Here is a 19144-nt window from a genome sequence, read left to right as displayed (position 1 = left end):
TCAGACGAGCCCGACGTCTTGGAGCATGGCCAGGGTCTCCTTGAGGGAGTCGAGCCGGCCGAGGTCGATCTTGGGCGGCTGGAGGGTCTCCAGCGGCGGGACGCCCTCGGCCGTCTTCACGTCGGCGGCCAGCGGGTACTCCTTGGTCTCCTGGGCGAAGTAGGTCTGGGCCTCGGCGGAGAGGAGGTAGTCGACGGCCTTCTGGGCGTACGCCGCCTGCTTGTCGTCGGCGCCCTTGAGGATGCCGACGCCGGCGACGTTGACGAGGCCTCCGGGGTCGCCCTTGGGCAGGTAGTGGATCTTGGCCTTGATCTTGTCGGCGCCCTTCTCGGCGACCTGCTCGAACCAGTAGTAGTGGTTGAGCAGGCCGAGGGAGACCTCGCCCTTGTCGACGGCTTCCAGGACCTTGAGGTTGTTCTCGTACGCCTTGGGCTCGTTGGCCTTGAGGCCCTTGAGCCAGGTGCGGGCGGCGTCGTCGCCTTCGAGGACCCGCATGCCGGTCACGAAGGCCTGGAAGGAGGCGTTGGTCGGGACGAAGCCGATCTTGCCCTTCCACTCGGGCTTCACCAGTTCGTGCACGCTGTTCGGCGGGGTGGGGACCTGGTCGGGGTGGTACCCGAGGACGCGGACACGACCGCTGACACCGGTCCAGTCGCCGTTGGATCCGCGGTAGGCGGGGTCGACCTTGTCGAGGGTGGCGCCGGGGAGCGGAGCGAGGCGCTTCTCCTTGGAGAGCGCGCCGAGGGCGCCCGCGTCCTGGGAGAGGAAGAGACCCGCCTCGGTCTTGTCGCCCTCCTCCATCAGCTGGGCGGAGAGCTCGGCGCTGTCGCCGTACCTGACCTCGACGTTGGCCCCGAGGTGCTTCTCCAGCTTCTCGATGAGCGGCTTCACGAGATTCTCGTTGCGGCCGGAGTAGATGACGAGGTCAGCCGGTTCGTCGCTGCCGCACGCGGCGAGCGCCGGGGTGAGCAGGACGGCCGCAGCGATCGCGGTGAGCGCGCGGGCCAAGGGGCGACGCATAGAGGTGGGGGCCTTCCTGCCGTCTCTATCAAGAGAATCTGTGAATACGGCATTGATAAGGTAAAGCTAACCTAAGAGTCAAGACAGGCTTTGATAACGACACGGCCGCGAATGGACATCCGGAACCATCCCCGCCTCTTCTCGATAAGGAAAGGCTTACCTACGATGCGCCCGTGACGCTCCTCCCCGCCCCGCCCGTCGGCGGCCACGACCTCCCGCTCGCCAGCGCCCTCCCGCTCGCCGGCGACCTCGCGCTCCACGGTGACCGGACCGCCCTGGTGACCGCCGAGGGCACCCTCTCGTACCGCGAACTGTCCGAGCGGGTCGCCGAGACCGCGCTGCGCCTCGGCCCGCGGCGCCGCCTGGTCCTGCTGCCAGGAGCCAACACCGTCGGGGCACTCGTCGTCCATCTGGCCGCCCTCGCGGCAGGCCACCCGGTCCTGCTCGTGCCGGGCGACCACCCCGAAGCGGTGGCCGCGCTGACCTCCGCGTACGACCCCGACGTCGTGATCCATCCGGAGCCCGGCGACGAGTGGCGCATCGAGGAGCGGCGTGCCGCCTCCGCGCACACGCTCCACCCCGACCTCGCCCTGCTGCTCAGCACCTCGGGCTCCACCGGCTCCCCCAAGCTGGTCCGGCTCTCGTACGAGAACCTCCAGGCGAACGCCGAGTCGATCGCCACGTACCTCGACATCCGCGACACCGACCGGGCGGCCACCACTCTGCCGATGCACTACTGCTACGGCCTGTCCGTGATCCACAGTCACCTGCTCCGCGGCGCCGGAGTCGTCCTCACCGGCCTCTCGGTCGCCGACGCCTGCTTCTGGGATCTCTTCAGGTCCGCCGGCGGCACCGCCCTCGCGGGGGTTCCGTACACCTTCGACCTGCTCGACCGGGTCGGTTTCGCCGACATGGAGCTCCCCCGACTGCGGTACGTCACCCAAGCGGGCGGGCGGCTCGCGCCCGAACGGGTCGCGCACTACGCGACGCTGGGACGACGGCGCGGCTGGGACCTGTTCGTCATGTACGGCCAGACGGAGGCGACCGCCCGCATGGCCTACCTGCCTCCCTCGCTGGCGGCCGAGCACCCGACGGCGATCGGCGTCCCGGTCCCCGGCGGATCGTTCCGCCTGGAACCGGTCGAGGAGACGTCCGGCGGGGTGGGCGAACTCGTCTACACCGGCCCGAACGTGATGCTCGGATACGCCCGCACCCCCGACGACCTCGCGCTCGGCCGCACGACCGACGCCCTGCGCACGGGCGACCTCGCCCGCCGCACCGAGGACGGCCTGTACGAGATCGTCGGGCGACGCAGCCGCTTCCTGAAGATCCTCGGCCTGCGCGTCGACCCCCAGCAGATCGAGGCCCTGCTCGCACGCCACGGCCTGGACGTCCTGTGCTCGGGCGACGACGAGCACATCACCCTTGCCGTCGTCCGCACACCAGGATGGGACGAGCGACGGATCCGAAGACGGGTGGCGGACGCCTTCGGCCTGCCCGCCCGCGCCGTCCGCGTCCACCTGCTGTCAGAACTCCCGCGTCTGGCCACGGGCAAGCCCGACTACCGGGCCGTACGCGCCCTGAGCCGCCCTTCCGACCCCTCCGAACAGCCACCGATCGCCGATGACGGCGACCAGGGCGATCTGCGCGCGCTCTACGCACGGATCCTGGACCGCACGGATGTGACGCCCGACAGCACCTTCGTCTCACTCGGTGGCGACTCACTGTCGTACGTCGAGATGTCCCTCCACCTCGAACGACGCCTCGGCATGCTGCCACCCCACTGGCACACGACGCCCCTTCGCGAACTGGAGCGCCGCGCGACGACCCCCCGCGCGCGGGGTCGGTGGCGTCGTAGCGTGGAGACGAGCGTCCTGCTGCGCGCGGTGGCCATCGTCTGCGTCGTCGGCTCCCACGTACGGCTCTTCGACATCCGCGGCGGAGCCCATCTGCTGCTCGCCGTCGCCGGGTTCAACTTCGCCCGCTTCCTGCTCTCCTCGCCCGACCGGCGCGAACGGACGCGCCGCTCGGCCCGCAGCATCGCTCGGATCGCCGTCCCCACCATGGCCTGGACCGCCTTCGCCCTTCTCATCAGCGACGACTACGACCTGTCCAACGTGCTCCTCCTCCACAACGCGCTCTGGCCGGAGGTCATGGGAACCGGTATCCACCTCTGGTTCGTCGAGGCCCTCGTCTACATCCTGCTGGCCATGACGGCTCTCCTCGCCGTCCCTGCCGTCCACCGCCTGGATCGCCGCTTCCCGTACGGACTGCCGGTGGTCCTGGCCGGGCTCGGAATGCTCACCCGCTACGAACTCGTAGGCCTGCCGGACCGCGCCCAGATCACCGACGCGGTCACCGTGTTCTGGCTCTTCGCCCTCGGCTGGGCGGCTGCCCGCTCCCGCACCGTGCCGCACCGGCTGCTGGTCACGGCGGCCGCCCTCACCGCGGTCCCCGGCTTCTTCCCCGACGAGCCGCGCCGGGAGCTGTTCGTCATGCTCGGCTTCTGTCTGCTGGTGTGGTTCCCCACACTGCCGAGCGTCCATCGAGTCAACCAGGTGGCCGGCCTGCTCGCGGGCAGCTCCCTGGCCATCTACCTGACGCACTGGCAGGTCTTCCCGCTCGTCGACGACGTGTCGGAACCCCTCGCCCTTGCCGTGTCCCTGCTCTTCGGAATCGGCTACGCGACGTGCGTCGACCGGCTCGTACGGCGCGTGTCGGCACTCCGGGAGGGTGCGGCGCGGCAAGCTCCGCGCCTGCGCCTCAAGGTTCGGAGAAGCGTCGATGTGAGCTGACGAGCCTGCCGCCACGCCTGTTGCTCGCCGGGGCCTCGGTGAGGGTGTGAGCGACCAGGGCGTCGGCGTGGCTGTGACCTGGTCAGTCGGCAGCAAGGATGTCGGAAAGACTCACAGCGGGGCGGCCGAGCATCTCCGTCAGCGTGCGCTGCTGGCGCTCGGTCAAGGAGGAAACGAAGATCACTGCTTCAGCGTTGGCCTGGTCACAGGCTTGAGCTACCTCGCGGACTTTTCCGTAGCTCAGCAGAGTCCGCGAGGAGTAGGCCAGCCCCATCTTCTGGACCCCGCCGTCCGAAACGCCTCGTCGTTGCACGATCTGCACGACCACCCGAGCGCCGCGGGTGGCCAGATCTATGGCTGCCGACGCCATGAGCGTTTCGAAGTCCTTCTGCTTCGCGGAGAAGTAGCCGACCAGGACCACATCGACATCCACGGCCCTGAGTCGGAACGCCTGGCGCTGGATCGGTTCCGGCCGCGCGCGGCGAGCCGGTCGGCGGTCGCGCCTTCGGGGCTGATGCATGCGCCACAGGCTAGGTGCCGGGCTGCCTGCAGTGACACCGCGTTTCTCACTGACCGGGCTTGACCAGCAGGGGCAGAGCGGCCACTCGGCACGTGTGTGGAGCGTCTCACGCAGGAAAGTCGCCACTCGCTCTACACCTGTAGTAGCACTGTGGGGTCGCACCGGCAGGGCACCAAACCGAGCTGGAGGAGAGCGCATGATGATCGACTTCGTCCCCGATCCGGACCTGTACCCCTTCGCATCACGATGGTTCGACTCTTCCGCAGGTCGGGTCCACTACATCGACGAGGGGTCAGGACCGCCGATCGTCTTCTGCCACGGCTCTCCCACCTGGAGTTTCCTCTACCGCCATATCGTGAAGGGCCTGCGTGACCGATACCGCTGCATCGCTGTCGACCACCTCGGATTCGGTCTGTCCGAGCGCCCGGCCGGCTTCGGCTACACGGTCTCGGAACACACGGCGGTCATGGGTGAGCTGATCGACCATCTACGCCTCGACGGATTCGTCCTGATGGGGCAGGACTGGGGTGGCCCCATCGGTCTCGGTGCGGCCACCGCGCGGGCGGACCGCGTTAGGGGGATCGTGTTGGGCAACACGGCGTTCTGGCCGATCGACCCGCTGGCGAACCGGGCGTTCAGCGCGATCATGAGCAGCCGCCCCATGCAACGGCGCATCCTCGAACAGAACTTTCTCGTAGAGAAGTTCCTGCTCGGCAGGACCGGTCCCGCTCTGACGGCGGCCGAAGCCGACCACTACCGCATGGCGCAACCCACGAAGGAAGCCCGACACGGCCTCGCGGTCATGCCCGGGGAGATCCGCGCCGCACGGCCCCTGCTGGAGGAACTCGCCCAAGAGGTCCCCGCCCTCCTCGGCGACAAACCGACTCTGGCGGTCTGGGGCATGCGGGACATGGTGTTCCGGCCGAAGGCGTGCATCCCGCGCATTCGCTCCTCCTTCACCGAACTGAGCGTCGTCGAACTCCGCCAAGCGAGGCACTTCGTCCAGGAAGACGCACCGGATCGGATCGTGGACGCGATCACCGAACAATTCCCCTGATTCCGGGGACCGGACGATCGAGCCCTCGCCTGGCGTGTGTCCGATCAGCGACCTTGCCCGCGACCTTTTGACCGTGTTCATTGGACGCCCGGTCGCCGGGGTGGGTCCACTGGCCGCGATTCCAGCGGCCTGACACGCCCTGTGTTCAATTACTAGACAGCACCCCTTGTTGCCATCTCGTTAAACGTTTACTTCTTGACGACAATATGGTGACCGAGTTGACTTCGTGACACCTCGGCCGCAGAGATGCGGTCTCGTCAGGGAGGCACCCCACATGAACGCAATGACCCGTCGCGCCGTCATAGGCACGGCCGCGGTCTCGATGGCCCTCGCCCTCTCCGCCTGCGGCAAGGCCGGTGGCGACAGCGAGGAAAAGCGCAGCTCGACGAAGATCGGCCTGCTCCTGCCCGAGAACAAGACCGCGCGGTACGAGGCCCTGGACAAGCCGCAGTTCGAAAAGGCCGTCAAGGACGCCTGCCGGCATTGCGAGGTCGTGTACAACAACGCCGCCTCCGACGTCGTGAAGCAGAAGCAGCAGTTCGACCAGCTCGTTGCCGACGGCGTGAAGGTCATCGCCATCGACCCGGTCGACTCGGCGAAGGCCGCCGGTTGGGTCAAGCCGGCGCAGGACAAGGGCGTCAAGGTCGTCGCGTACGACCGCGCGATCGAGGGCGCGGACGCCTACGTCAGCCACGACAACTACAAGGTCGGCGAGCTCCAGGGCGAGGCCCTCATCGCTGCCCTCGGCGCCAAGGCGGCCACCGCCCAGATCGTCATGATCAACGGCGACGAGAAGGACCCGAACGCCGCGCTCTTCAAGCAAGGCGCCCACATCGCTCTCGAGGGCACGGTCGGCAAGATCGCCTACGAGGCGTCCGGCGAGTGGGACCCGAAGGTCGCCGGCGAGAAGATGTCCGCCGCGATCTCCTCCGTCGGCAAGGGCAAGATCGGCGCCGTCTACTCGGCCAACGACGGCATGGCGGGCGGTATCGTCACCTCCCTGGAGAACGCCGGCATCAAGGGCATCCCGGTCGGTGGCCAGGACGCCGAGGTCGCGGGCATCCAGCGGATCGTCGCCGGCACCCAGACCTTCACCATCTACAAGAGCCCGATGGATCTGGCCCCGAAGGCCGCCGAGTTCTCGGTCGACCTGCTGCTGGGTGTACCGATCCTCGCCCAGAGGGAAACCAACGGAGTTCCGTCGAGCCTGCTCGACCCGGTGGTCGTCGACAAGACCAACATCCAGTCCACGGTGATCAAGGACGGCATCTACAAGGCCGGCGACATCTGCACGAAGGAGCTCGCCGCCAAGTGCGCCGAGCTCGGCATCAAGTAGCACCGTCCCCCACCGGCCCGCACACCGCGGGCCCCCGATCCTCCTGCCGGAGCGTCCCCTCCGGCAGGAGACGGAAACCCGGCACGGCGCCGTCCGGCACGTACGCCGCCGGCCACGGGTCCAGCGCCGCACCCCACGCCCCCCGATCCCGCGCAGGCATCGGCGAAGCGGTAATCCGCCCCCGTGCCCGTCCGGCCCCGGCCGCCCCAGACCCCGCTGTGGGTGCGCGGCCGGACGAACACCGCTGAGGCGTCGGGGCCGGCGTGGGATTCCTCGGTCGATCGTCGCTGCGCGCTTGGAGGGGAGTCTCGCGAAGGCTACTCGGCCAAGCGGTCGAGGCGGTCGAGGTGGGCCTGGGCCAGGTGGAGGTGGTTCGCGGCGAGATTCTCCTCCAGGTGGGCGATTCGCGCGGTGCCGGGGATCGGGAGAATGACCGGAGAGCGGTGCAGGAGCCAGGCGAGCGAGACCTGTGCCGGGGTGGCATCGAGATCGGCCGCCACGGCGGCGATCTCGGCGGACGCGTCCGACGCCGCTGCGGCGACCGGCCGCCACGGCAGGAACGCGATCCCCGCCGCTTCGCACGCGGTGAGCACCGGCTCATGCTCTCGGTCGAGCAGGCTGTACCGGTTCTGCACGCTCGCGACGTCGATGATCTCCCGCGCTTGCTTCAGTTCCGTGACGGTGACCTCGGAGAGTCCGATCCGTCCGACCTTGCCCTCGGTCTGGAGTTCCCGCAGCGCCCCTAGCTGATCTGCCAGGTCCACCTCCGGATCGATGCGGTGCAGCTGGAGCAGCTCGATCCGCTCGACGCGCAGCCGACGGAGGGCGTGTTCGACCTGACCGCGCAGGACGTCCGGCCGTGCGTCGTGCTTCCACCCGGCCGAGGAGTCCGATCGTGCGACACCGACCTTGGTGGTGACGAGCAGCCCCTTCGCGTAGGGGTACAAGGCCTCGGCGAGGAGCTCCTCATTGGCTCCCCAGCCGTACATGTGGGCTGTGTCGATGAGCGTGACACCCAGTTCGACGGCTCGCCGGGCGACCGCGAGAGAAGCCTCGCGAGCGGGACCCTGCTCCGTCGGCAACCGCATGGCTCCGAACCCGAGCCGCCCTACCTCTAGATCCCCACCGATGCGAAACATGGTCGATGTCATGCTGTCTCCGCCCCCCTCGATCAAGCGCCAACGCTAACAGTGCGGTTGGCCTTGGGGCGATCCGAAGAGAATCGACCACCGCGCTCACGGGTTCCACTCGGCGGCCGCTACCGGATCGGCAACGTGGCCGTGCCGCTGTGGGAGATGGTGGACGGTCCGCTGCTCGCTCCGTCGAAGGTCGACCGGGTGTGACCACGGCCGTGGTCGCGGAGGATCACTGGGTGCCCTTCTTGGCCTCGTGCACGGCCATGAGGTACTGCACGAGCCGAGCCCGCTTGCGGGCGGCCCGCATCGCCCTCGGGTAGAGCGTCTCGATCTCGGCCGTGGTCTTGCCGAAGTGGCGCCAGTACGTCTCGCCGACCCGGGCGATCTCTCCCGACTCGTGCAGCAGGTGGGTGTAGAGGATGTCCTTGGCCAGGTGCTTGCCCACCCCGACGCTCGTCAGGTCGAACACCACCAGCTGGCCCGGGGCGCGGACCACGAGGTCGGGCTTGAGGCCGCCGATCAGCCGGACTTCGCCGGTCTCGGGGTTCTTGAACAGCGGGCGCAGTTCGCGCTCGTAGGCCATCAGGCCCGGGGTCCGCCGGACGTACTCCTCGATCGGCAGGTCGAGGACCTCGGCGGGGAGCCTCGCGAAGGCGCGGAGACTGGTCTCGCTGACGAGGTGCAGTCCGCTGTGCGGGAACTGCTCCTGGACCAGGCGGCTGAAGATTTGGTGCAGCTTGGTGCCGCGCGCGCTGTTGTTCAGGGTGGCGCTGCCGGGAACCTCGGCGAGCTCGGCGATGGCCGCGCCGACGAGGTCCTCAAGCGCCTCCACGGTCAGCACGGCCTCACCGGCCGCGGTCGCCCCCGCGGCGGCGCGGGGCTTCACCGACGGCTCCTTGAGGAGTTCTTCGGCCTGCTTCAGCCAGGCGTCGACCTCGGCGTCGGAGAAGAAGTGGGGGGTGAGGTCGGTGCTGTCCTTGATCGCCTGGAGGATCTCGCCGTGCGCGAGCGCCGCGGTGCCGTTCACCTTCGGGCCCGCGACGAGGATGTCGTCGCCGCTCATGATCAAGGTGATCCCGGTGTCGGTGACCTTGACGCGGTGCTCCGTGAGCAGGAAGCGGACCACGTCCCTCAGGGTGAGCCCGATCCGGTCGAGGACGGCCACCCCGATCCGGTTGAAGGCGGCGACGGCACGGACGGCGCTCCCGGCCAGCTTGGGCAGCGCGCGGACGGCCTCGGGCAGGGTCATGACGGCCACCACCAGCTGGCCGAGGAAGCGGCCCGCGTCGAAGAACTCCAGCCGCTCAAGACGTTCCCAGAAGGTGTCGCGCAGTACCCGCAGCTCTTCCTGCCCGGTGATCAGCGGGTGCTGCACGGCAGCGACGGCCGCTTTCCAGATCTCGTCGCGTGCGTCGGCGGAGCCGAGCGTGCTGATCAGGTCCACGACGGCGCCGAAGCTCTCGCCCGCTCCCCATAGCACGCCGCTGAACACGGCGGTGGCGTCGGACCGGTTGGGCTCCCAGTTGCCGAAGATGTAAGACCACGGCACGTGCCGTTCCTTGAGGTACGCACGGACCGCGTGGACACGGACCAGGGCCAGGGTCTCGCCGAGGCGGCCGAGCTTGCGCAACTCCTCGAAACAGGCCATGACTTCGTCGTCGTCAAGGTCACGGAGGAATCCCTTGAGGGTGGCCGCCGCGACGCCGGGGGCCCCAGTGAGGTGGTGCAGGACGTCGGCGATGCCGGCGGCCACGGCGCGCGGGTTGCGGGGCCGGCGGCCGACGATCGTGACCTCGCGGATCGTCGTGAGGTCGCCGGTGTACGCGAGGATGCCGGCCGGCACGGGGTCGGTACCCCGGGTGACAACGCGGAGGCCGGTCTCGTGGAGGCGCCCGTCGGCGGTGACGCGGTGCACGATGTAGCCCCCGCCGAGCTCCCCCACGGCGGCCAGGCCGACCCGATCGTGCCCGATGAATTCGAGGTAGAAGGCCCCGGCGCCGAGCCGGGCGGCGACCGTCCGCTCCCGGTCGGTGCCGCCGAACGCGGGGAGGAGCCGGATTCCGGTCGAGCCGATAACGAGGCTGTCGGCGTCGAGCCGGCCGAGCAGCGCGCGGTGGTACTCGTGACCCATGCGGGTCCGCAGGGCCGCGAGCCGTTCGGGCGTCCAAGGCCGCTCGGGTGCGGCTGGCGCCGCATGGGTGCTCCGGAGCTCCGGCGTGGTGCGGGCGCCACCGCCAAGGTTGCGCCCGCGAGCCCCGGCACCCGGCCCGATGCCGAGGCCGCCCGCGGGCCCGGCCGTGCCCCACCGGGGAGCGCGACGGAGCCGCACGGTGACCGGGCGGCCCGCGTTGTCGTAGCTGGGGACCCGGTAGCCGTCCCCGGACGTCTCCTCCGTCTCGGCGCGGGCCCCGCCGTGAGCTGTCGGTGCGGGTGTTTCCGAGATCTGTCCGTCGGCCGCCCGTACCGCGTCGGCGAGGGCCTGCCGGACTGCGGCCTCCAGTAGCCGGGCCGTGTCCGTAGAGAGCCCCTCGGGCCGGGCGATGGTCTCGGGCAGGTGGAAGTGGCGCTCGGGACGGCCGATGCTCACCGCACCCTCCTTCCGCCGACGATGAGGTAGACCGTGCTGACGTCGTCGGCGGTGACCTCGAAGACGATGTCGGGGTGTCGGGCGCTGAGCCGGGAGAGCACCCCGGCGCGCGTCCCGCCGCCCAGTGCGGAGGCGCAGATGGAGCAGACCTCCTGGTCGACCCTGATGTAGACGGTACGGCCGCGAGCGGCGGCCCGTTCGGCCTCGGTCAGCCGGGCCAGACGGGCGTCGAGCTGTTGGCCGAGATCCTGCTCGGCATGCCCGTGGGCCTGCGGGACGACGACGTTGTCCGGCGGCCTGATGGCGTGGCCGGGGTCGTACGAGCCGAGGGCGCGGGGTGAGCCGCCGGTGAACAGCTCCCCGGCGAGGGCGGGGATGTCGGAGCGGGCGACGGCGACCGTGCCCTCGTACCCTGCGGCGGCCTTCGCGGTCGGCGGCACCTCCTGTTCTCCGGCCAGGGTGACGCGCTCCTCGAATCCGGCGGGCTCACGGGCGGACGGTTCGCGCAGCCCTGCCGCCTCCAGCCGCCGCCGCTCGGCCTCGACGGCGGCGCGCGCCGCCCCCAGGTCCTGGCGCAGTTGCTGCTGTACGGCGGGGTCGGTGGGGCGCTCGGGCTGGTAGGGGCGCTTGGGGACGCTCCCCTGCTCGTCCAGGAACTCCTGGGCCACGGGGTCGTGGGCCGCGTGGGCGCGCAGCACTTCGGGGCGCGCCGTCTCGTACCACCGTCGGTCCAGGGCCGCTTCCCGGTCGGTGAGCGAGGCCTGTTTCAGCTGCGCCCAGCTCGGCCACGCGGAGGCCGGACCGGGCCGCGCGGCCGCCGGGGCGGCCGTGATCGGCGCGGGTGCGGGTGCGGGCGTGGGTGCCTCGTGCCCCTGCTCGATGCGCGCGGGGACGCGCGACGCGGTGCCTCTCGGGCGCGCCTGCGCGTGGGCGAGCCCTTCCGCCGCCTCGTCGACGCGCTCGCCGAGCGCTCGCGTCCAGGCCCTCGCCTCCGCCGCCGGCAAGCTCTGGCCCAAGGTCTGTTCCATCCGCCGCCGGGTCAGGGCCATGGCCTCGGCCCAGCGTTCGGCCGTGACGCCCTCGCCGCCGAGGAGGCGGGTGAGCAGGGCGGCCTTGACCAGGGTCGGCCCGGCCCGGGTGAGGAGTCCGTGCAGGAGCGGGTCCACGGTGAAGGCGCCGACGATTCCGACGACCGCGCCGAACTCCATCCTGGCCACATATGTGTCGATGCCCGACCATCGTCCGTCGACGATGTCGTGAGCGAAGGCCGCCAGGGCCGCCGCGGCGGAGCCGCCTGCCACGCCGGTGACGAGTTTGCCCGCGATCCAGGAGGCGATCCGGGTGCGCAGGGTGGCGGTACCGATGCGGTCCCCGGCCAGGCCGCCGAGCCCGCTGCCGATCTTGTAGCCGACGGCACCGAGATAGCCGTCGACGGCGGCCATGACGAAGCCGCCGACGGTGGCCTCCTCCTTGTGGAGAAGGACCTTGACCAGGTGGATGCCCTCCGAGACGCCGATGCCGAAGCCCACCGCGCGCAGTCCGCCGCCCAGTCGGACGAGGGAGGCGACGACGCCCGCCTCCCAGGCGAGGGCGAGGCCACCGATGGCGAGCACGGCGAAGCCGGCGATCCGGTAGGCCTCCCCGGCCCGGCCGAGCCGCCACTGGACGAGCCGGGCCTCGAACTCGCCGACCGGTTCGAGCACGGGTCCCGCCGCGCGCCCCCACTGCTCGCCGTGGCCGGCGACGCGCGAGACGATCTCGAACCGCACCGCGTACGAGGGCAGCCCCTGCTCCTGGATGGCGAGCACCTCCAGGAGCCGGATGCCGAACTCGACCTCGACCTCCTCGAAGTCGTCGGCGGTGATCCGGGCGGCCTGCGCGGCCCGCGCGACGGCCTCGGCTGCGAACTCACCCTCCCCGTACACGCGTTGATCGCGTCCGGAGAGGATCTCCTCGACCATCCGCTGCCGCTGGGCGAGGAGTTCGGCGCGCCACGCCTCGGCCCGGCCCGGCTTGGGCCGCATGACGGTGGTGCTCTTCTGATAGAGGAAGTCGACGCGCCCGAGGAGCTCTCCGGCGAGCACCGTCCCGTCCGATCGCCGGTCGAGCCGTACGGCCCCCTGCCCGGGGCCGCCGACCGTGTAGGCGTGGGCAGTGGTGGCCGCGCGCTCCTGTCCGAGGGCGGCGCGCAGGGCGCGGACCCGCTCGTGCTGCGCGTACGGGCTGCTCTCGCACTGCTGGAGCAGCCGAAGCCGCAGGGCGAACCGGCGAGTGGCATCGGCGGCGTCGAAGAACTCCGCCAGTTTTCCGTGCCGTCCGATGCTCTCCAGCACGTACCCGAAGAGGCTGCCGACCCGTCCACGCGCGTGCTGCTCGGTCTCGTCGAGCAGCGCGCCGAGGGCTGCGGCGAAGCCGTCCTCGCCGATCAGCGGCACGAGGCCGGCGGCCATCCGCCGGGCCGTCGGGCGGAAGTACGCGGCGTCGAGGGTCTCCGGGGCGAGGTCGAGCGAGGCCCGGCAGTAGAGCACCCTCTCGCCCTCCTCCGCGGGCCATTCGAGGTGCCGCAGCGCCGCTCCGGGCACCCCGGGAAAGACGCCCCCTTCGGCGACGAAGAGCTGGGCGGCGGGTTCGCGGCCCGCGGGGTGGTCGCCCGCGTACCGGTCGAGCAGCAGGAAGAGGGCTTCCCGCTCGATGCCGGCCGCTGTACGCACCGGGTTCGAGGTGGGGCGCAGAACGGCCGGCTGGACCCGGACGGTGACGGTCTCGCGTGCGTACTCCTCGGCGTACCGGCTCCAGGGGATGCCGGTGGCCCGCTCGAACACGAACGCGTCGACACAGAACCCGGCCTCGCGCACGGTCATGCCGACCACGAGGCCGGGACCGAGCGCGGCGACGTCGCCGATGTCGACGCGCGGCAGCCGCATGGCGGTGAAGACGACATGCCCCGGGGGCACGCCCGGGATGCGGGCGGCGATCGTCCCGCTCTCGTCGGCCGCGGTGAGGCGGTACAGCGAGTCGTCCGACCCGGCGACCGCCCAGGCCGGCACGGTCTGCCTCCCCTTCTCCCGCGCGGAGCTCCGGACCACGAGCTCCTCCCCCAACGTGTGCGGTGCGTAGGCCTTGTTGAGCCGCACCAGCCAGACGTCCACGTCACGGACCGCGCCGCGGAGCGAGCGGTACAGCACGGCCTCCGGGAACGGCTGCCCCAGCACCTCCTCCACGTACCCGAGGTACGACCCGACCTCGATCCGCGCCCGCGCGGTGCCGACGACGGTCCAGGGCTCCTTGCCGCGCACGGGCACCTTGGTGGAACGCCCGGCGGCGGCGTACGAGGGCAGCGCATACCCGCCGTCCACGTCCCGCCCCGCCTCGTGGACCTCCCGCACCCCGGCCCCGTCGGCCCACACTGCCGCCCGGTGCCCGCGCCCGATCTCCCGCTCGGCCCGCGCGAGCCGCCCGGCGACGAGCGCGGTGAGCCGCCGGGTGAGCGCGGCCAACTCATCGGGGCCGGGCTCGCCGGTGAGGGTGATCCTCACCGGCACGTGGACGTGGATCTCCAAGGGGATGCGGCCGCGGCTACTCGGTGACCAGGATCATCACGCGGAGCCCGGAACCGGCGAGGTCGCCCCGCTCGGTCCGGAGGCCGACGTCGAAGACGTGCAGGCTGCCGAGCGGGGCGCCCTCGGGGAGCCGGACCTCGATGTCGGTGGGAATCGCGTCGCGTGGGCCCTCGGGGAACCGGAAGAGCGTGTCAAGTCCCGGAATGAGTTCCGACCGAAGGTCGAAGCCGGGTGTCCCGGTGCCGAGGGTGATGGGGACGGGCCCCTTGGAGGTCATCAGGCTGAGACCCCCGAGAGCCGTGTCACCGCCACCCGGTGCGACGCCGGGACGGACCCTGAGGAGGGAGAGCTGGCTCTCCTCGGGCTTCGTCGTGACGGGTTCGGCGCGCACCATGTACTCGGAGTTCCCGCCCCGGGGCGGGAAGGTCGTCGTGGGCACCTTGGAGGTGGTGCCCCCGCCGCCGGGCGGCGGGGGCGGTGCGGGCACCACGACGATGTTGCACTGGCCGTGGTGCTGGTTGTGATCGACGTCGAGCACGGCGTGCTCGTCCTGGTAATCCAGCAGCTTGCCCTCACCTCCCACCTGGTAGACATTGGCCAGGATGCAGTAGTGCTTGTCGGGCGCCCCGTCGGTGTCAACGGGCTCCCAGGGCTCCTTCATGACGAAGGTGGCCATGCTGTGCGCTCCGACGGTCTGAATCGGCTGGTCGACGTCGCACCTGAAGGCCGCGTATCCCGGGTAGCCGAACCCGAAGCCGGCCGCGAACACGTACGCCTGGACCGTGACGTTGTCCATGGGCTGGTCGCCCTTGTTCTTCACGCCGATCACGATGTTGTTCTTCTTGCCGATGTACGCCTTGGTGTCCGGCACCCCGTTGTAGGTGAACCGCAAGTTCTGCCCGAGCCACGGCGGTGTGGGCGCGTTGGCGGGATACGGGCGCTGCGTCCCGTCGTCCGTGGCTTCCACGGGGATGTAGAGGTTGCCCGGCATGAGAGCTCCGTTCAGTCGACGTTGTAGGAGAGCTGGACGCTGGTGATGAAGACGGCGCCACCTGGGGTGGCGTCGACGAGACTCGCCCCGACGAAGTAGCTGAACCGGGACATGTCGACCCGGGCCTTGTCGGGTTGGATCGGCTGGGGATCGCCGAAGGGGCCACCGGAGCACTGCACCTGGGCGATCGGCTCGGGCGGGCCGGTGACGGTGAGCGAGCTGCGGAAGAGGGTGACCTGCAGGCTGCCGTTGCCGGCGTTCGTGCCGGTGGCCCGGAGGGTGAGCAGCTGGACGCCGTCGGGGGGCGCGACGGCCAGGACTCCCCCGAGGTCCGTGTCGTTCGCGCTCGTCCGGACTGCAACGCCGTTCGATTGGAGCACCCACGGCGTCCTGCTCTGCACGGGCGCGAACGCCGGAGGCAGCGACAGCAGCCTCTTCACCGTCGGCCGCTGTCCCACCGCCTTCAGCCCCGCGTCGATCTGCCGCACCACCGACGACAGGTTCTCCAGGTCCTTCTGGATCGAGTCGAAGCGCACGTTGAAGCCGTTCTGGCCGCTCGCGGCCACGCGGTCGCGGTTGTCCACCCACGCCACGTGTTTGAAGGTGGGGCTGAAGTTGATGTCGGTCACGGATTCCCTCCGGGCAGGAGACGGGTGACGACCTCGACGCCCAGCGGGCGCAGGTCTTCGAGGAGGCGGATGATCAGGGCTCGGGTGGCGGGCGGCAGGGTGTGGCCGGCGAGTTCGGGGCGGAGCCGGACCGTGAACTGGTAGGCGCCGGTTCTGTCGCCCATCCGGTAGGAGGCCTGCACCCAGGCGGGGCCGCCGTGTTCGCCGCGTACGGACATCGTGCCGGGGGCGGTGGTCAGGAGGGCGGCGGCGCCGTCGCCGGTGGACCAGCCGAGCACTCCGGCCGCGCCGATCTCGGCGGGCGAGGGAGTCACGGTGAGGGGCACGGTGGTGCCGATCGGCAGGACGTCGCGGAAGATCCCGGGTGCGGTGACCCTGACCGGGTCCTGGTGCTCCTGGGCGACCGTCACGACTCCCCCGGCGACGCGGACGTAGCTGAAGCCGGCCCGGTGGGCGAGCGCGCCGAGCGTTCCCAGGGGCAGGCCCGGGTGGCTGAGGCGCAGTTCGCGTGCCTCCTTGGCGAGTTGGCCCGCCGTCGCGCTCAGGTCTCTGCGGACGGCAAGTTTGCCGGTGGTCCCCGGAGGCACGAGGGAGAGAAGCCCGTCGAGGTGTTCGGCGACCTCTCGGCGCATCCGACGGGTCTCCGCGTCGGTTCCGTACTCGGCGTGGGCGGGGTCGTCGTGGCGCACGAGGAAGGCGGGATGGAGGCCCTCGCCGGGCGGCATGGGCCGTGGCGGGTCCGGGTCGAGGGTGCCGTCGGCGCCGATCGCCGTGTTGTCGGCGAGGGTGACGGGACGGACGACGAGCTCGCGGGTCGCGGAGGCCGTGAGGTCGGCGAGGCGGAGTTCTGCAACGACGACGACCCGGCCGGCCGCCTTGCCGCGCAGGACGACGGAGGCCCCTTCGGTGGGTCCGACGAGTTCGCCGCGGCCCGCGCCGCGGCGCAGCACGTACCAGCGGACGAGGGAGCCGGGGGGCGGCACGAGGGGCCGGAGGGTGAGGGTGAGCGTCCCGTCGACGGGGAGGACGCCGTCGCCGGTGTCCATGCCGAGGAGTTCGCCGGGGGCGCACTCGGCGTAGACCAGTCCGTCCGTGCGGTGGGTGACCAGGTCGAATCCGGACCAGTGGGCGAGGGCGGCGATCCGTTGGCTGGGGATGGTGTCGTGGCTGAGGAGGACGGCGCGGCCGGTGGCGCGGGCGTCGGCGGCCCTCGGGTCGTATCCGGCGTGCACGACGGACAGCGAGGCGAAGAGGTTGAGCCGGGCGATCGCGGCGGCGACGACGGGCTGGACGAGGAGGGGTTCGGGGGTGCCGGGGAGGGGCCGGTGTACGGCGGCGAAGGGGGACAGGGTGACCAGGAGGCCGGGGTGGAAGACCTCCTCGACGGGGGGCCTGGGCAGGTCGGTTCCGACGGTGCCGAGCAGGTCGACGCTCTGGCCGGGCGGCAGGTCGAGGGGGGCGACCCTCAGCGGCAGCAGGCCGCGGCGGAGTTCGGCGTCGGTGTCGTCGAGGACGAGGGGGTCGGCGACGCCGTCGATGGGGCCGACCGCGTCGTTGAGGGCGGCGGTGAGGCCGGCGGGGGTGGGCAGGGTCCAGCGGCGGGCGACGGTCAGGCGGCGGCGGTAGGCCCCGTCGGTCTCGCCGGGGGCGCGGACGACGCCGAGGCCCGCGCCGTTGCGGTCGAGGTGGGCGCCGTAGGCGTGGGCGAGGGAACGCTGGGCGGCGGTGCGGGCGAGCTGTCGGCGCAGGTGGTCGCGTTCCCAGCCGACGGCCCACAGCAGCCGGCCCATGGTGCCGAGGAGGGCGGTGAGCCGCCACCACTCCTCCTGGCCGCCGGCGAGTCCGGACTGGATGCCCGTGAGGATGCCGGTGCCGTCGGGCAGCGGGACGGAGGTGCCCGCGGTGAGCCCGTCGGGCAGGGGCAGTGAGAGTGCCGGGCCGCCCCGTACGCCGAAGGTGACGGTGGTCGCGGCAGGGACGTCCTTGCGGGCCTGGAGGATGTACAGCGGCCGGGGGGTGACGCCGAACTGGGCGGTGTGCAGCTGGAAGTCGTACGGGTCGACTGCCGTGCCCCGCACCACGAGCGGCAGCCGGTCGGCGCCGCGGGCGAAGGGCGCGGTGAGCCGCGCGGCCATGTCGGCGGCGGCGAGCCGGGGCGGGTCGGGCGCGACGGCCGGGGCGGCCTGGGCGGTGGAGGTGCTCATCGGCCGACCACCTCGATGCTGCTGAGGGCGGCGTCGGCGGCGAAGACGGCCATCTCGGTGGGGCCCATGGCGAGGGACTCTCCGACGGCGGCCTCGACGGTGCCGAGCTGGTAGGCGACGCCGCCGAAGCCGAAGCGGCCGAAGGCGGGCGGGCAGCGCCGCAGATGGAGCCTGCGGACGTCGTCGACGCCGGGCTGGTCGGCGAGGGCGCACATCACGCGGGCGTAGAGGACGTCGTCGCCGAGCCGGAGCCGGCCGATGTCGGCGGTGAGGCGGGCCCGGATGCGGGCGATGACGGTGGGGCCGTCGAAGCCGGCGGCGATGACGATCTCGGCGCGGACGGCGACGTCGATGTGGTCCGCCTCGAGGATGTTGACGTGCACGCCGATGGGCCGGACGCGTTCCACGGCCGCCTCGACGAGCTCGTACACGCCGGTCACGGATCCGGGGGCGGGCAGGGTGCGCCAGGGGCGCAGGCCCCGGTGGGCGACGGCGACCTCGGCGAAGTAGGGCTCGCCGACCCGGCGTTCGTCGCTGAAGGTGCGGCCGCCGAAGTCGAAGCCGCCGAAGTAGGCCTGGGAGACGTCGATGCCGCCGAGCGGGTCGGTGACCCGGGCGTCGAGGACGTCGGGCACGCCCAGGGCGGCCTGGCGGACGCTCTCCACGGTCCACAGGGCGCGCGGGAGGGCGATGATCCTGGCCCGGTAGGCGTCGTCGTCCTCGGGGATCAGCTCGCCGAAGGGTGCCGGGTTGGTGACGACGAGGGCGGCGGGCGGCCAGTCGGCGAGGTACTGGGCGCGGTGCGCCGGGTGCACGTCGTCGACGGTTCCGGCGGCGACCGGGGCCTCCCCGGGGTCGACGGCGAGGACCCGTACGGTACGGGCGGGGGCGGCGGCGGTCAGTTCGACGGGGGCGGTGGTGGCGAAGGCCCGGGCGGGGTCGCCGTCGCCGAGCAGGACGGTCGCCTCCGGCACCACGTAGGTCCGGCCGGGGACGCCGCCGGTCAGGGTGAGCGCGACGGTTCCGGCCCGGCGGGCGGCGTGGCGGGCGAGTCCCGCGTCGTCGCCGAGGAGTTCGAGGGCGGCGCCGTCGGCGGTGGCGGTGAACTGCCCGTAGTAGAGGGCCTCCATCCGCTTCCACAGTTCGGCGTCCTCCTGGGCGACCACTTCCAGGATCTTGCCGAGGGGGCTGGTGGGCGACAGGTCGACATCGGCACCGAGGGCGGCCCTGGTGCGGGCCTTGCTCTCGGCGAGGATCACGTCGAGGCCTTTGAGGACGAAGCCGTCGGGGGTCACGCCGTACGCCATGG

12 protein-coding genes are annotated in these 19144 nt (G+C 71.5%); 3 read left to right on the top strand and 9 right to left on the bottom strand.

From position 1 onward, the window contains the following. On the bottom strand, nt 1-1020 hold the full coding sequence (locus tag SGA01_RS34105; protein WP_141301609.1) for an iron ABC transporter substrate-binding protein: 1020 nt from the start codon (nt 1018-1020) through the stop codon (nt 1-3). Between the two features lie 173 nt (nt 1021-1193). Between SGA01_RS34105 and SGA01_RS34100 the strand changes: the two genes are divergently transcribed. After that, the gene (locus SGA01_RS34100; protein ID WP_141301607.1) at nt 1194-3815 is read left to right on the top strand and encodes an AMP-binding protein; all 2622 of its coding nucleotides are present in this window, start codon (nt 1194-1196) and stop codon (nt 3813-3815) included. Between the two features lie 82 nt (nt 3816-3897). On the opposite strand, the gene SGA01_RS34095 is transcribed toward SGA01_RS34100, so the two are convergent. After that, nucleotides 3898-4335 carry an HflX-like GTP-binding protein gene (locus SGA01_RS34095; RefSeq protein ID WP_229918551.1) on the bottom strand — a complete coding sequence of 146 codons (438 nt, stop codon included), beginning with the start codon at nt 4333-4335 and terminating at the stop codon, nt 3898-3900. A gap of 196 nt (nt 4336-4531) precedes the next feature. Here SGA01_RS34095 and SGA01_RS34090 point away from each other — a divergent pair, with 196 nt between their 5' ends. Together SGA01_RS34090 and SGA01_RS34085 are read left to right on the top strand one after the other, a co-directional pair. After that, on the top strand, nt 4532-5392 hold the full coding sequence (locus SGA01_RS34090; protein WP_141301605.1) for a haloalkane dehalogenase: 861 nt from the start codon (nt 4532-4534) through the stop codon (nt 5390-5392). A 274-nt stretch (nt 5393-5666) separates the two neighbouring features. Continuing rightward, nucleotides 5667-6728: a sugar ABC transporter substrate-binding protein gene (locus SGA01_RS34085; protein ID WP_174867611.1), complete on the top strand. Its 1062-nt coding sequence runs from the start codon at nt 5667-5669 to the stop codon at nt 6726-6728. 317 nt (nt 6729-7045) lie between these two features. Here the strand turns inward: SGA01_RS34085 and SGA01_RS34080 are convergent, their stop codons facing one another. The 7 genes from SGA01_RS34080 to SGA01_RS34050 form a co-directional block, all read right to left on the bottom strand. Beyond that, on the bottom strand, nt 7046-7879 hold the full coding sequence (locus SGA01_RS34080; protein ID WP_141301603.1) for an aldo/keto reductase: 834 nt from the start codon (nt 7877-7879) through the stop codon (nt 7046-7048). A gap of 214 nt (nt 7880-8093) precedes the next feature. Continuing rightward, nucleotides 8094-10451, bottom strand: a complete 2358-nt coding sequence (locus SGA01_RS34075) for a hypothetical protein (protein ID WP_141301601.1) — start codon at nt 10449-10451, stop codon at nt 8094-8096. After that, the gene (locus SGA01_RS34070) at nt 10448-13993 is read right to left on the bottom strand and encodes a hypothetical protein (RefSeq protein ID WP_141301599.1); all 3546 of its coding nucleotides are present in this window, start codon (nt 13991-13993) and stop codon (nt 10448-10450) included. Before SGA01_RS34070 ends, SGA01_RS34075 begins: the two co-directional genes overlap by 4 nt. Nucleotides 13994-14027: 34 nt before the next feature. Next, nucleotides 14028-15002 (bottom strand): hypothetical protein, encoded by a 975-nt coding sequence (locus SGA01_RS34065; protein ID WP_141301598.1) that lies wholly within the window; start codon nt 15000-15002, stop codon nt 14028-14030. 11 nt (nt 15003-15013) lie between these two features. Next, nucleotides 15014-15631: a hypothetical protein gene (locus SGA01_RS34060; RefSeq protein WP_141301595.1), complete on the bottom strand. Its 618-nt coding sequence runs from the start codon at nt 15629-15631 to the stop codon at nt 15014-15016. Beyond that, nucleotides 15628-17835, bottom strand: coding sequence for a hypothetical protein (locus SGA01_RS34055; protein WP_141301593.1), 2208 nt, complete (start codon nt 17833-17835; stop codon nt 15628-15630). The genes SGA01_RS34060 and SGA01_RS34055 overlap by 4 nt, the downstream gene beginning before the upstream one ends. Next, on the bottom strand, nt 17832-19142 hold the full coding sequence (locus tag SGA01_RS34050) for a baseplate J/gp47 family protein (RefSeq protein WP_141301591.1): 1311 nt from the start codon (nt 19140-19142) through the stop codon (nt 17832-17834). Before SGA01_RS34050 ends, SGA01_RS34055 begins: the two co-directional genes overlap by 4 nt. Nucleotides 19143-19144: the final 2 nt, after the last annotated feature.

Origin of the sequence: Streptomyces gardneri (genome assembly GCF_006539185.1) — a bacterium.
GTDB lineage: Bacteria > Actinomycetota > Actinomycetes > Streptomycetales > Streptomycetaceae > Streptomyces > Streptomyces gardneri.
The sequence above is the reverse complement of the archived record's forward strand: the minus strand, read 5'-3'. Positions and strand labels throughout refer to the sequence as shown.